Source organism: Sandarakinorhabdus limnophila DSM 17366 (assembly GCF_945882885.1).
GTDB classification, from domain to species: domain Bacteria; phylum Pseudomonadota; class Alphaproteobacteria; order Sphingomonadales; family Sphingomonadaceae; genus Sandarakinorhabdus; species Sandarakinorhabdus limnophila_A.
The window spans coordinates 1-12547 of the sequence record NZ_CAMCWT010000061.1; the positions used below are offsets into that span (position 1 = coordinate 1).

At 66.5% G+C, this 12547-nt stretch carries 12 protein-coding genes and 1 pseudogene; 8 read left to right on the forward strand and 5 right to left on the reverse strand.

The genetic code is table 11. From position 1 onward, the window contains the following. Positions 1-46: 46 nt before the first annotated feature. On the reverse strand, positions 47-1486 hold the full coding sequence (locus tag Q7O19_RS11510; RefSeq protein WP_303810663.1) for an AMP nucleosidase: 1440 nt from the start codon (positions 1484-1486) through the stop codon (positions 47-49). 54 nt (positions 1487-1540) lie between these two features. Between Q7O19_RS11510 and Q7O19_RS11515 the strand changes: the two genes are divergently transcribed. Both Q7O19_RS11515 and Q7O19_RS11520 read left to right on the forward strand, forming a co-directional pair. Then, positions 1541-2689, forward strand: a complete 1149-nt coding sequence (locus Q7O19_RS11515) for an acyl-CoA dehydrogenase family protein (RefSeq protein WP_303784871.1) — start codon at positions 1541-1543, stop codon at positions 2687-2689. Positions 2690-2729: 40 nt separating this feature from the next. Continuing rightward, a complete protein-coding gene (locus Q7O19_RS11520; protein WP_022679412.1) occupies positions 2730-3128 on the forward strand; it encodes a DUF423 domain-containing protein in 399 nt (132 codons plus the stop codon). 3 nt (positions 3129-3131) lie between these two features. Here the strand turns inward: Q7O19_RS11520 and Q7O19_RS11525 are convergent, their stop codons facing one another. Then, positions 3132-3908, reverse strand: a complete 777-nt coding sequence (locus Q7O19_RS11525) for a class II aldolase/adducin family protein (protein ID WP_303784873.1) — start codon at positions 3906-3908, stop codon at positions 3132-3134. A gap of 25 nt (positions 3909-3933) precedes the next feature. Continuing rightward, complete coding sequence (locus Q7O19_RS11530; RefSeq protein WP_303784875.1) at positions 3934-4104, reverse strand: DUF2256 domain-containing protein; 171 nt, start codon at positions 4102-4104, stop codon at positions 3934-3936. A gap of 70 nt (positions 4105-4174) precedes the next feature. On the opposite strand from Q7O19_RS11530, the gene Q7O19_RS11535 reads away from it, so the two are divergent. Together Q7O19_RS11535 and Q7O19_RS11540 are read left to right on the forward strand one after the other, a co-directional pair. Further along, entirely contained in the window at positions 4175-5785 is a 1611-nt protein-coding gene (locus tag Q7O19_RS11535) for an alkaline phosphatase (RefSeq protein ID WP_303810664.1), read from the forward strand. A 20-nt stretch (positions 5786-5805) separates the two neighbouring features. Next, positions 5806-6738: a dienelactone hydrolase gene (locus Q7O19_RS11540; protein WP_303810665.1), complete on the forward strand. Its 933-nt coding sequence runs from the start codon at positions 5806-5808 to the stop codon at positions 6736-6738. 4 nt (positions 6739-6742) lie between these two features. Here Q7O19_RS11540 and aroB read toward each other — a convergent pair whose 3' ends face one another. Together aroB and Q7O19_RS11550 are read right to left on the reverse strand one after the other, a co-directional pair. Next, on the reverse strand, positions 6743-7840 hold the full coding sequence (gene aroB / locus Q7O19_RS11545) for a 3-dehydroquinate synthase (protein ID WP_303810666.1): 1098 nt from the start codon (positions 7838-7840) through the stop codon (positions 6743-6745). After that, complete coding sequence (locus Q7O19_RS11550) at positions 7837-8418, reverse strand: shikimate kinase (RefSeq protein WP_303810670.1); 582 nt, start codon at positions 8416-8418, stop codon at positions 7837-7839. Before Q7O19_RS11550 ends, aroB begins: the two co-directional genes overlap by 4 nt. A 49-nt stretch (positions 8419-8467) precedes the next feature. On the opposite strand from Q7O19_RS11550, the gene Q7O19_RS11555 reads away from it, so the two are divergent. From Q7O19_RS11555 to Q7O19_RS11570, 4 genes and pseudogenes are all read left to right on the forward strand, one after another. Next, entirely contained in the window at positions 8468-10210 is a 1743-nt protein-coding gene (locus Q7O19_RS11555) for a hypothetical protein (protein ID WP_303810667.1), read from the forward strand. Continuing rightward, complete coding sequence (locus Q7O19_RS11560; protein ID WP_303810668.1) at positions 10207-11121, forward strand: tyrosine recombinase; 915 nt, start codon at positions 10207-10209, stop codon at positions 11119-11121. Before Q7O19_RS11555 ends, Q7O19_RS11560 begins: the two co-directional genes overlap by 4 nt. Positions 11122-11160: 39 nt before the next feature. Next, entirely contained in the window at positions 11161-12264 is a 1104-nt protein-coding gene (locus Q7O19_RS11565; protein ID WP_303810669.1) for an NADH:flavin oxidoreductase, read from the forward strand. Between the two features lie 28 nt (positions 12265-12292). Continuing rightward, positions 12293-12547 (forward strand): annotated as a pseudogene (locus Q7O19_RS11570) (NUDIX hydrolase); the annotation flags it as partial.

Below are 12547 nucleotides of genomic sequence, written 5' to 3' on the forward strand. Positions count from 1 at the left end.
GGCGCGGAAGGCGCTGCTATCGGAGCTTGAACTCAGTCTCTGAACCTCACCGGAAGGGAGGTTCATCAAACGCCCGCAGTTTGCGGCTGTGCAGCGCCGGGCCTTCGTCGCGCAGGATCATCATCGCTTCGATGCCCACCTGCAGATGCTCCGAAATCGCACCCTCATAGAAACGGTTGGCCTGGCCGGGCAGCTTGACCTCGCCGTGCAGCGGCTTGTCAGAAACACACAGGAAGGTGCCGTAGGGGACGCGGAAGCGGTAGCCCTGCGCGGCGATGGTGGCGGATTCCATGTCGATGGCCACCGCGCGGCTCTGATTGAAGCGCAGGGATGACTGCGAATAGCGCAGTTCCCAGTTGCGATCGTCCGTCGTCACCACGGTGCCGGTGCGCAGGCGCGGTTTCAGCGCGTCGCCGGTCATGCCGGTGACCTTTTCGGTGGCGAGCTGCAGCGCCTTCTGCACTTCCGACAAGGCCGGGATCGGGATTTCGGGTGGCAGCACATCGTCCATCACGTGATCATCGCGCAAATAGGCGTGGGCCAGCACATAATCGCCGATGGCCTGGCTGGGGCGCAGCCCGCCGCAGTGGCCGATCATCAACCAGGCTTCGGGGCGCAGCACGGCGAGGTGATCGCAGATGGTCTTGGCGTTGGCCGGGCCGACGCCGATGTTGACCAGCGTGATGCCAGTGCCATTGGGGCCGATCAGGTGCCATGCCGGCATCTGGTTCTTGCGCCAGGCCAAATCGTCGGCAGCGCGTGTCGCATCGGGGTCATCGGCGGTGATGTCCAGCCCACCGGGGCAGGCGAGGCGATCATACCCATTCCCCAGTTGCCGGCAGGCCCAGCGCACGAATTCATCGACATAGCGGTGATAGTTGGTGAGCAGGATATAATGCTGAAAATCCTCCGGCGCGGTGCCGGTGTAGTGCCTCAGCCGGGCCAGCGAAAAATCCGTGCGCAGCCCGTCGAACAAGGCCAATGGGCGTTCATCGGCGCGGGTCTCGTCCCACAGGCCATCGGCCAGTTCATCGCCGATCTGCTGCAATTCGGTGGTGGGGAAATGCCGGGCCAGTTCCGATGCGGTGACGCCTTCCAGATTCAGGTCGGCCGCGCCATCGAGTACATAGGGATAGGGGATTTCGACTTCGGAGCGGCCAACCGAGATCACCACGTCATAATCGGCCATCAACAGGCCCAATTGCTCTTCGAGATAGGCGCGGAACATCGCCGGGCGGGTGACAGTGGTGGTGTAGCTGCCGGGACGATTGAGCCGGGCAAAGGCGCGGATCGGGCGCAGCGCGCGACGTTCGCCGGAGAATTCGAGGCGCAGTTCAGGGTAGGCCCAATCGCCGCGCACGCGTTGGCTGCCATCAGGGGCGGCGCCATCGTTGATGTAGGATTTCAGCGCATCGCGCAGGGCGGCGACGGACTGGGTGTGGATGTCGATCAACTGATCGACGATTGTGGCGGGGGCAAGATTCATCTGCGGCTATTGCCACGAATTGCCATGGCGTTTCCAGCCCCGTAGAGACGGTGCATGAGCCAGTTTGACCTGACCGACGACCAGAAGGCCATCCAGGAGGTCGCCCGCCGCTTTACGGCCGAGGCGATCACGCCCCATGCCGCGCGCTGGGATGCCGAGCACCATTATCCCAAGGACGTCGTGCAGGCCGCGGCCGCGCTGGGTTTCGGGTCGATCTATGTCAGCGAGGCCGGCGGCGGCATCGGGCTGGGCCGGCTGGAAGCGGCGCTGATCATGGAGGCAATGGCCTATGGCTGCCCGTCGACCAGCGCCTTCATTTCCATCCACAACATGGCGGCCTGGATGATCGACTGTTTCGGCGGCGACGCGGTGAAGGCGAAGTATCTGTCGGCGCTGGTGACGATGGACCAGATCGCCAGCTACTGCCTCACCGAACCGGGATCGGGATCGGATGCGGCGGCGCTGAAGACGCGCGCCGTGCGCGATGGCGATCACTATGTGGTGAGCGGTTCCAAGGCGTTCATTTCCGGGGCCGGCGTCAATGATGTGTACGTGACGATGGTTCGCACCGGGGTTGATGGCCCCAAGGGCATCAGCTGCCTGGTGATCGAGAAGGACATGCAGGGCGTCAGCTTTGGCGCGCCGGAACGCAAGATGGGCTGGCGATCGCAGCCCACCGCGCAGGTGAATTTCGACGAAGTGCGGGTGCCGGTCGAGAATCTGGTCGGCGCCGAAGGCCAGGGCTTCAGCATCGCCATGGCCGGGCTTGATGGTGGCCGGCTCAACATCGGCGCATGCAGTCTGGGCGGCGGGCAGCGCGCGCTGGACGAGGCGCTGGCCTATACGCGGCAGCGCCAGCAGTTCGGCAAGGCCATCGCCGATTTCCAGGCGACGCAGTTTACCCTGGCCGATATGGCGACCGAGCTTTCGGCGGCCCGCGCGCTGCTGTATCAGGCGGCGGTGAAGGTGAGCGAGGGCGCGCCTGACAAGACGCAATTTGCCGCCATGGCGAAACGTTTTGCCACTGATACCGGCATGGCTGTCGCCGATCGCGCGCTGCAACTGCACGGCGGTTATGGCTATCTGATGGATTATCCGGTGGAGCGCATCTTCCGCGATCTGCGCGTTCACCAGATTTTGGAAGGCACCAACCAGATCATGCGCATGATCACCGCGCGCGAACTTTATCGCTTGTCGAACTGATGGCTTTTCAACCGCCCTTCAACGCGCCAGTCTGCCCGGCATGAGCGAACCCACCGCACCCGCCCGCCCGCGCTACCTGCCGGCTTTTGCCTGCCTGAACGCGGTGATTGCACTGGCCTTTGGCACCTTTGCTGCGCACGGCATCGATGATCCCCAAGCGAAAGACTGGATCATGACTGGCGTGACATTCCAGTTGCCGCATGTCGCCGCAGTGTTCGGCCTTTTGGCCTGGCGCAATTCGCCGTTCGTCCATTCGGGCGCGTGGGCGGTGCTGGGCGGGGCCTTCGTGTTCGCGATGGACCTGAACCTGCTGGCGATGGGCGCGCCGAAATGGGTGGCGGCGCTCGCCCCCGCGGGCGGCACCGCTATGATGTTCGGCTGGCTGTGGCTGGCGGTGATCGCCTTTGCCGGTGACGCGCTCAACCGCTTCGAAAGCTGACGCTCAATCCCGGAAGCTGGGATCAATCCGGTCCAGTTTGCGGAGCAGCGCCGGCCAGGCCAGCATGTTGCCCACCATCTTCAGCCCGGCGCGGCCCTGATCGGCGGCCTTTTCCGGGGTGCCCTGCGGCGGGTGGTTGATCAGGTCCTGCCCACCGGCCAGTGCCAGGCACTGGGCTTCGCAGGCGCGTTCGAGGAAATACATCTTGATGAAGGCCTCGGCCACGGTGGCGCCTACGGTGAGTGTGCCATGATTGCGCAGGATCATCGCGGTCTTGGTGATGCCCAAATCTTCCACCAGCCGTTCGCGCTCATCCAGATCTGTCGCGACGCCTTCATAGTGGTGATAGGTCAGTTCGTCGCGGATCAGCATTGCCGTCTGCGTGATCGGCATCAGGCCTTCGCTGTGGGCCGAAACCGCCTGGCCGTGCGGCGTGTGCAGGTGGATGACGGCGTGGGCATCCTCGCGCGCCATGTGGATGGCCGAATGGATGGTGAAGCCGGCGGCGTTGGTGAGATAGGGCGTTTCCATCACCGGATGGCCTTCGACATCGATCTTGACCAGGCTGGACGCGGTGATTTCCTCGAACATCAGATTATAGGGGTTGATCAGGAAATGATGTTCCGGCCCCGGCACCCGCACCGAAAGATGGGTGAAGATTAGATCGTCCCAGCCATAATGGGCGACCAGGCGATAGGCGGCGGCGAGATCGACGCGCAGCGCCCACTCCTCGGCGGAAACCTGGTCCTTCACACTTGGCGTTTTCAGTTGCGTGGCCATGGCGATTCCTCCTGCGAAATTTGCATCATTCTGTCGTGCCGGCGCGCGCCCGTCCATAGGCACCGCTGCGGCAGGCGTCGGAACAATATCGCACATTCTCCCAATCGCGCGCCCATTTCTTCCGCCAGCTGAACGGGCGGCCACAGGCGGCGCAATCCTTGCTGGGCAGATCGGCCTTTGCACGCATTTTCGCCATGGCGGCGGGCTCCCTCGAAATTGTCACAATATCCGGTTTAATGACGCCATCGTCTAAAGGGGAATCAGCCATGCGTCCTGCCATTGATCGTCGCGTCTTCCTGGGGGCCACTGCGGCCGGCCTGATCTTGCCGGTGCGCCCGGCGCTGGCGCGGCTGTGGCCGATCAGCGGCTTCACCCATGGCGTCGCGTCGGGCCATCCCGGCCCCGGCGCGGTGACGCTGTGGACGCGCTATGCCAGCGTCACCGGCACGGCGACCGCCCTGAAGCTGGAAGTGGCCGAAGACCAGGGCATGAGCCGCATCATCGCCCGCGCCGAAGCCAACGCAGGCCCGGAAAGCTGGGGCACGGCGCAGGCACGTGTGACCGGCCTGCCTGATGGCAAGTGGCTGTGGTATCGTTTCACCGCGCCCGATGGCTCGATGTCCACCGTGGGCCGCACCAAGACGCTGCCAGCGGGCAAGCTGGATCAGCTGAAGCTGGCGGTGCTGTCCTGCTCCAACCGGCCGTTCGGGCATTTCAACGCCTATGCCCATGCCGCCGTGCGTGACGATATCGATGCGGTGATCCACCTGGGCGATTATATCTATGAATATCCGATGGGTTCGTACCCTGAGCAGGTGATGCCGGGCCGCGAGATCGTGCCGGTCGATGAAATCCTGATGATCGACGATTATCGCCAGCGTTACGCCAGCTATCGCACCGATCCCGGCCTGCAGGCGATCCACGCGCGCTTCCCGATGATCGCCATCTGGGACGATCATGAATTCGCCAACGATACGTGGAAGGGCGGCGCCCAGAATCACCAGGATGATGAAGGCGTGTGGAATTTGCGCCGCGATGCCGCGCTCAAGGCCCACCGCGAATGGCTGATGAGCCCGGAGGTGCCGTGGCATCGCTATGATTTCGGCGATCTGGTTTCGGTGATGACGTTGGACACCCGCATGTCCGGCCGTGACAAGCAGCTTGACCTCAATGCGGCGCTGAAGGCCGGGCCGGACGGCATCAAGGCCTTTGCCAGCGGCGAATGGCAGAATCCGGCGCGCACCTTGCTGGGCGCCGAACAGGAAGCCTGGTTCGCCCACGAAGTGGCGGCGAGCGTGAAAATCGGCCAGCGCTGGCAGCTGATTGCGCAGCAGGTGGTGATGGGTGACATCATGACCCCGAAGAACGCGCTGGAATTCCTTGCCCCGGGCGCCGATCCCCGCGCCCAAGGCTATGTGAAGGGCGGCATTGCCGCGTCGCAGGCCGGCATTCCCGGCGCGCAGGACATGTGGTCAGGCTATCCGCAAGCGCGTCGCCGTTTGCTGAAGGCGATGGCCAATGCCGGTGCCGATCCGATCGTGATCGCGGGCGACAGCCACAATGCCTGGGCCTTCAACCACAGCCTGGATGGCAAGCCAGTGGCGGCCGAATTCGGCGTCCACTCCGTCACCTCGCCCGGTTACGAATCGGCGCTGAAGGCTGATCCGGCCCTGATCCGCGCCGCGCTACTGCAAAGCTCGCCGGGGATGCAATGGTGCGATACCAGCCGGCGCGGCTATCTCACCTTGTCGTTCAACGCCGCTGAAACCCGCTGCGATTGGGTGTTCATGGACACGATCAAGACCGTTTCGATGGCCACCAGTGCGCCCCAGGCCGCCGTGGTGAAGCGCGGCAAGCGGAAGATAACGCTGGCCTGATCAGGGGTTAGGGTGGGCGCGTGAAAACCGCGTTCACCTGCCTCGCCCTGCTGCTCGCTGCCCCGGCTGCGGCAACCATGTGCGATGCGGTGTGGCGCGATGGGCCACGCGCCCGAAATGTGCCGGTGCGGATCAACCTGCCCGATGGCAAGCGCAAGGTGCCGGCGGTGATCTGGTCGCCCGGCCTGGGCGGCACGCGCGGCAATGCCGCGCGTTGGGTGGCGGCGTGGACCGCTGCCGGCGTTGCGGTGATCCGCCTCGAACATCCTGGCAGCGATGCGGCTGTCTATCGTGGGCCCGCCACCCCGCAGGAGCGCGACGCGAAAGTGCGGGCCGGCATCGCGCCGGAACAGCTGTTGGCCCGCATCGCCGATGTCGGTTTCGTTGCCGATGAACTGGCGCGGCGACCAAGCGAAGGCGGTTGTGACCTTGGCCGCATCGACAGCGATCATCTGGCGCTGGCCGGGCACAGCATGGGGGCCTGGGTGGTGCAGGCGATGGCCGGCCAGCGCCCGGATGGTGAACACGCACCGCTGATCGACCGCCGTTTCAGGGCATTTGTGGCGATGAGCAGCAGCGGCCCGGCCGATGCGGCCATGGCCAAAGCACAATTTGGCGGCATCGGCCGGCCGCTGCTGGTAATCAGCAGCAATGCTGATGGCGTGCCTGCCAGCGCGTCGGCTGGTGTGGTAGCCGATCAACGCGCCCGCCGCCTCAGCCTGTTCACTGGTGCCCCGGCCGATGGCCGCAAGGCGTTGCTGGTGCTGGACGGCGGCGATCACCTGTTGTTTGCCGGTGACACCCGCAAGACCCCCGATGATCTGGCCCGGCAGGACCGCGTGGCGCGCGTGACCAGCCTGTGGTGGCGGCACTGGCTGCTGGGTGACGCGCGGGCCGAAACGGCGCTGGCGCGGCCAGCGCTAGACAAGGCGGACCAGTGGGTGCGCAAGTGAAGGCTTAGCTGGTCAGCTGTTCGGTGAGGAAGGCGTCCAGGTCGGCCAGTGCGACGTCGCGGGAGACGAAGCTGTGACCGATGCCGCGCGCCAGGATAAAGGCGAGGCGACCGGCGCTCATCTTCTTGTCCTGGCGCATGTGCTCGACCAGCTGCGCGGCGGTGCAGGTGAGGCCGAGTGCCGACGGTTCGATGGTGAAGCCGAGGCCGGCGAGATGGGCGGCCACACGCTCTGCATCACTTTGCGGGCACAGGCCCAGCCGGGCGGAAAGCCGGAAGGCCTGCACCATGCCCAATGCGACGGCCTCGCCGTGCAGCAGCCGGCTGGAGAATCCGGTTTCGGCCTCGAAGGCGTGGCCGAAGGTGTGGCCAAGGTTGAGCAGCGCGCGGACGTCGTCCGTCTCGCGTTCGTCAGCCGCAACCACGGCGGCCTTGGCGCGGCAACTGTGGGCGATGGCGTGGATCTGCGCGGCCGAATCGCCGTCCAGCACGGCGGCGCCATTGGCTTCGCACCAAGAAAAAAAGGCGGCATCGTTGATCAGGCCGTATTTCACCACTTCGGCATAACCGGCCATCACTTCGCGGCGCGGCAGGGTGGCGAGCACGGCCGGATCGATCAGCACGGCCACCGGCTGGTGGAAGGCGCCGACCAGATTCTTGCCGGCTTTCGCATTGATCGCCGTCTTGCCGCCCACGCTGCTGTCCACTTGGGAAAGCAAGGTGGTCGGCACCTGCACGAAACGGCAGCCGCGCTTCAGCATCGAACAGGCAAAGCCAACCAGATCGCCAATCACACCGCCGCCCAGCGCAACAACGGCATCGCTGCGTTCGACGCCGAGTTCGAGCAGCCGTTCGACCACCAGTTGCAGATGCGCCCAATCCTTGGTGGCTTCGCCGGGTGGCAGCACGATGGGCTCCAGCCTGATGCCGGGCAGGCCGGCGGCAAGCGTTTGCAGATGCAGCGCCGCCACGCTTTCATCGGTGACAACCACCAGGCGCTGATTGCGCGCAAACGGGCCGAGCACCGGGGCGGCCGCGCCAAGCAGGCCGGGCGCGATATGGAGGGGGTAGGCGCGCATCCCCAGCGCGACATCAACGATCATCGGGCGGACTCTTCGGCATTGGCGGCAGCGAGGGCATTCACGATCGCGTCCACCGTTTCATGATGCGGGCCGGGTTTGCTGGCCACACGGATGCGGGCCTGTGCATAAACGGGCCCGCGAATGGCGGCGAGCGCGGTGAGCACCGCGCCCGGATCCTTGCCCTTCAGCAGCGGCCGGCTGCCGCGCCGGCGCACGCGATCGACCAGCGTGGCGACATCGGCATCAAGCCATACCGAAAGCGTCCGTTCCAGGATCAGCGCGCGGGTTTCATCGTTCATGAAGGCGCCGCCGCCCGTGGCGATCACCTTGGGCGTGCCATCGATCAGGCGGGCGATTACCCGCCGTTCGCCATCGCGGAATTGCGCTTCGCCAAAGCGTTCGAACATTTCAGAAATGGTCATGCCTGCGGCTTCCTCGATCGCGGTATCGGCATCGACGAAGGGCAGGTTCAACCGGGCCGCCAGCCGCTTGCCGATGCTGGACTTGCCGGAACCCATCAAGCCAACAAGCGTGACCGGCCGCTGTGCCGCCAACGCCAGCCGTTCAGGCTCTGCCAGGATTTTCGGGTCGCCGTCCATCGCAGTCATGGCTATACACCGGCACATGGGATGGGCAAGCAAACGCGCGATGTTGGCGGGATCGGCCGGAGTGATCGCATGTGGCCTGCTGCTGGCGGCACCCGTGGTCGGGCAGGATGCTGGGCCGAACCGCGATGCGCCCAAATCGCTGCTGCCGCCCGGTTTCGATACGCCGGCCCCGGCGCCTGCCGCCGCGCCGGCGCCGCTGTTGCCCGGCACGGCCGCACCGACGCCAGAAGCGGCCACCGCCGAACAGGCGCCGTTGCTGACAGGGCAGCCGGGTGATGTCACGCCGCCGGCGTTTGTGGAAACCCAAACAGCCGCCGCGCTGCCGCCGGGCGCGCCGATCGGTATCATCGATGCGGCCGGTGGCGCATTTGCCGCCGATGCCTTCATCGGCAACAACGGACGCTTCCTGGCCGGGCTGGCCAACCGCATCGCGGGTCCTGTCGCCTCGCGCTGGGTGGCGATCACCCTGGGCCGCGCGCTGGCATCGCGGGTGCCGGGGCCCGCGGGCATCGGCGATGGCGATTGGGTGGCGGCCCGCGCCGGGCTGCTGGTGCGGATGGGCGCTGTTGATCCGGCGCGGCGGCTGATCGATGTGCTGCCGCAGGAACGCTATACCCCGGCCACCTATCGCGTGGCGGGCGAAGTGTCGCTGGCTGCGGCCGATCTGGCTGGCCTGTGCCCCATAGCGGCCACCGGGCGGGCGCTTTCCGATGATGTGATGTGGGATCTGGCCTGGGGCATGTGCGCCGCCATGGATGGCGATGATATCACCGCGGCCGGCGTGATCGATACCGTGCGCAGCCGACGCGGAGCCTTGCCGGCCTTTGATCTGCGCCTGGCCCAGCGCGTGGTGGTGCTGGCCGGTGGCGCCGGGCGGGCCGATGGCATCAACTGGGCGGAGGAAGAGGGGCTGACCCCCTATCGTTACGGCGTGGCCAGTGCGGCGGGCGTGACGGTGCCGGCCGATCGGCTGGCGGCACTGGGCCTGGCCCACGCCGGCTGGGCAGTGCGCAATGCCGCGCTGCCGACGGCCACGCGCTTTGCGCTGTTGCGCCAAGCGGCCGTGCTTGGCACGCTGTCGGCCGACGAGCTGGCCAGTGCCGTGGCGGCGCTGGCACCGGCCGACGCCAGCGGCGGTTTCGCGGCCGACAGCCGGGCCGGCCGCCTGCGCGATGCCTTCACTGGCAGCCCGCAAGACCGGGCCGAGGCGATTGCTGCCATTGCCGGTGATGATGATTATGGCGGCTTGCTGGAAGCCGCGACGGCGGCGGCTGCGCTGAAGCCGGCGGCGGCGCTGGCTGGGCGATCCGATGTGATCATCGCGGCGTTGCTGGCAGCAGGCAACACGCGCGCTGCCCGGGCTTGGTGGCCGGTGGCGCAGGACGCCGATGATGATGTGCGGGTTCGGGCACAGGCGCTGCTGGCGGCAGGCGCTGGCGTGGCGATGGATTCGGGTGACGTTCGCGCGTGGCGCGATGCGGCCAAGGCCAGCCCGCGCCGGGAGGCGATGCTGGTGGCGGCGCTGTCGGGCCTGGGCCAGGCACGCGGCTTGGATCGAGATGGGTTCAAGACCATCAGCAACCGCTGGACGGCGGCGCTGGCCAGCGCGGCGCGGCGGCGGGCAGCTGGCGAAGTGGCACTGCTGGCAGCGACCGGCCTGCAGGGCGGCTGGGCCGATGTGCCGCCGGCCCATGTGGAGGCTATCGTGGCGTCGCTCATGGCCTGTGGCCGGGTGACGGAGGCTCGGCTGTTGGCTGCCGAAGCGATTACGCGCAGCGCATGATCACTGACGCCAAGGTAACCGACGGGCAGGCCATCGCGTTGTTCCTCGACAGCCTGGCCAGCGAACGCGGGGCGGCGAAGAACACCATCCTCGCCTATGGCCGCGACTTGAATCAGGCCAGCGAATGGCTGGGCGGCGAGCTGGCGCCGGCCGATGCGGCGGCACTGGCGCGGCTGGCCCGGCACTGGGCGCCGCTGGCCCGGGCGAGTGCGGCGCGCAAGGCGAGTGCCGTGCGGCAGTTCCTCAGCTTTCTGATGGCGGAACATCTGCGCAGCGATGATCCGGGCCGTGATCTGGCGCTGCCGCAGTCGGCGCGGCCACTGCCGAAAACGCTGGCGGCGGGTGATGTGGAACGGTTGTTCGCGGCGCTGGCGGAGAAACTCGCTGCCCGGCCCGATGATCCGCAATCCTTGCGCACCGCCGCGCTGGTGGAACTCCTCTATGGTTCCGGCCTGCGTGCCAGCGAGCTGGTGGCGCTGCCCAGCCATGCCTGCAAGGCCGGTCGTGGCCACATGGTGGTGCTGGGTAAGGGTAACAAGGAAAGGCTAGTGCCGATCAGCCGCCGCGCCGAAGCCGCCGTGCTGGCCTGGGAAGTGCATGTGCCGAAAGATGCCAAATTCCTCTTCCCGGCCGGGCGCGGGAAGGCTGGTTTCCTGTCGCGCCTTCGGCTGTGGCAGTTGCTCAAGGCGCTGGCTGCCGATGCCGGCATTCCGCCCGCCCGCATTTCCCCGCACGTGCTGCGCCACGCCTTTGCCACCCATCTGCTGGAAGGCGGCGCGGACTTACGCATCGTGCAGACGTTGCTGGGCCACGCCGATATCGCGACGACGCAGATTTACACGCATGTTGCGTCGGCGGCGTTGGTGGAACTGGTCAACAAGCGCCATCCGCTGGCCGATGGGTCAGATTGACAGGTGACGTTGCGCGCTCGGCCCGGCTAGGAAGCGCGCATGAGCAACAATCCCCTGTTCCGTCCCTTCCCCCTCAAGGGCCTCACCCTCCCCAATCGCATCGTGATGGCGCCGATGACGCGCAGCTTCTCGCCGGCCGGCCAGCCGGGCGCGAATGTTGCTGAATATTATCGCAAGCGCGCGGCCGGCGGCGTGGGCCTGATCATCACCGAAGGCACCGCGGTGGAGCGCACCGGGGCTGCCAATGATCCCAACGTGCCGCATTTCTTTGGCTCCGCGCTCGATGGCTGGGGCCAGGTGGTCAAATCCGTGCAGAGTGAGAGCGGGCTGATCGCGCCGCAATTGTGGCATGTCGGCGGCCTGCCCAACCGGCGCAATCCCAAGCAGGAAGAAGCCGAAAGCCCGTCGGGCGTTTACATGCCGGGCAAGACCAACGGTCGCGCCATGAGCGATGCCGACGTGGCCGATGCCGTCGCTGCCTTCGCCCGCGCCGCCGGTGATGCCAAGCGGCTGGGCTTCGACGCGGTCGAACTGCACGGCGCGCATGGCTATTTGATCGATCAATTCTTCTGGGGCGCCACCAATGCTCGCGACGATCGCTGGGGCGGTGACACGCTGCCTCTGCGCGCGCGTTTCGCCGTGGAACTGCTCAAGGCCGTTCGCGCCGCCGTTGGCCCCGATTTCCCGGTCATCATCCGCCTGTCGCAGTGGAAGCAGCAGGATTTCGCTTTCCGTCTGGCACCGTCGCCGGACGAACTGGCGGCCTGGCTTGGCCCGCTGGCCGATGCCGGCGCGGACGTGTTCCATTGTTCGCAGCGCCGTTTCTGGGAACCGGAATTCCCCGAACTCGATGGGCCGGAAGGCCTGAATTTTGCCGGCTGGGCCAAGAAGCTCACCGGCAAGCCGACCATCACCGTCGGCAGCGTTGGCCTCACCGGCGAATTCGTGGCCGGCATGGGCGGCGAATCGTCGAAGCCGGCCAGCCTTGATGGCCTGCTCGACCGGCTGGAGCGCGACGAATTCGATCTGGTGGGCGTTGGCCGCGCGCTGATCGTCGATCCGGATTGGGCACTGAAGGTGCGCGATGGCCGCCACGGTGAGTTGACCGATTACACCACCGAATCGCTGATGACCTTGGTGTGAGGCCACGGCTTGTGGCAGGAGAGGCCACATGCAGGTTGATGAAGACAATGTTCCGATCCTGAAGGGCCGCTCGCTGCGGCCCAAGGATGCCGCGACCGTGCTGGTGATCCGCCGCGACGGGGCAAATCCCAGCTCTGGCCCACGCGTGCTGATGGGCCGGCGGGCGAAGGGCCATGTCTTCATGGCCAGCAAATGGGTGTTCCCCGGCGGGCGCCTGCACCCGGCTGATTTCCGCGTCGCCGCCGCCAGCGAATTGCATGATGACACGGCCAGCCGGCTGCAC

What these genes read in the sequence shown, in the direction of transcription:
- Q7O19_RS11560 (WP_303810668.1), top strand. Translation starts at nt 10,207, where the DNA reads ATGATCACTGACGCCAAGGTAACCGACGGGCAGGCCATCGCGTTGTTC.
- Q7O19_RS11515 (WP_303784871.1), top strand. Translation starts at nt 1,541, where the DNA reads ATGAGCCAGTTTGACCTGACCGACGACCAGAAGGCCATCCAGGAGGTC.
- Q7O19_RS11530 (WP_303784875.1), bottom strand. Translation starts at nt 4,104, where the DNA reads ATGGCGAAAATGCGTGCAAAGGCCGATCTGCCCAGCAAGGATTGCGCC.
- aroB (WP_303810666.1), bottom strand. Translation starts at nt 7,840, where the DNA reads ATGATCGTTGATGTCGCGCTGGGGATGCGCGCCTACCCCCTCCATATC.
- Q7O19_RS11535 (WP_303810664.1), top strand. Translation starts at nt 4,175, where the DNA reads ATGCGTCCTGCCATTGATCGTCGCGTCTTCCTGGGGGCCACTGCGGCC.
- Q7O19_RS11550 (WP_303810670.1), bottom strand. Translation starts at nt 8,418, where the DNA reads ATGGACGGCGACCCGAAAATCCTGGCAGAGCCTGAACGGCTGGCGTTG.
- Q7O19_RS11520 (WP_022679412.1), top strand. Translation starts at nt 2,730, where the DNA reads ATGAGCGAACCCACCGCACCCGCCCGCCCGCGCTACCTGCCGGCTTTT.
- Q7O19_RS11555 (WP_303810667.1), top strand. Translation starts at nt 8,468, where the DNA reads ATGTTGGCGGGATCGGCCGGAGTGATCGCATGTGGCCTGCTGCTGGCG.
- Q7O19_RS11510 (WP_303810663.1), bottom strand. Translation starts at nt 1,486, where the DNA reads ATGAATCTTGCCCCCGCCACAATCGTCGATCAGTTGATCGACATCCAC.
- Q7O19_RS11565 (WP_303810669.1), top strand. Translation starts at nt 11,161, where the DNA reads ATGAGCAACAATCCCCTGTTCCGTCCCTTCCCCCTCAAGGGCCTCACC.
- Q7O19_RS11525 (WP_303784873.1), bottom strand. Translation starts at nt 3,908, where the DNA reads ATGGCCACGCAACTGAAAACGCCAAGTGTGAAGGACCAGGTTTCCGCC.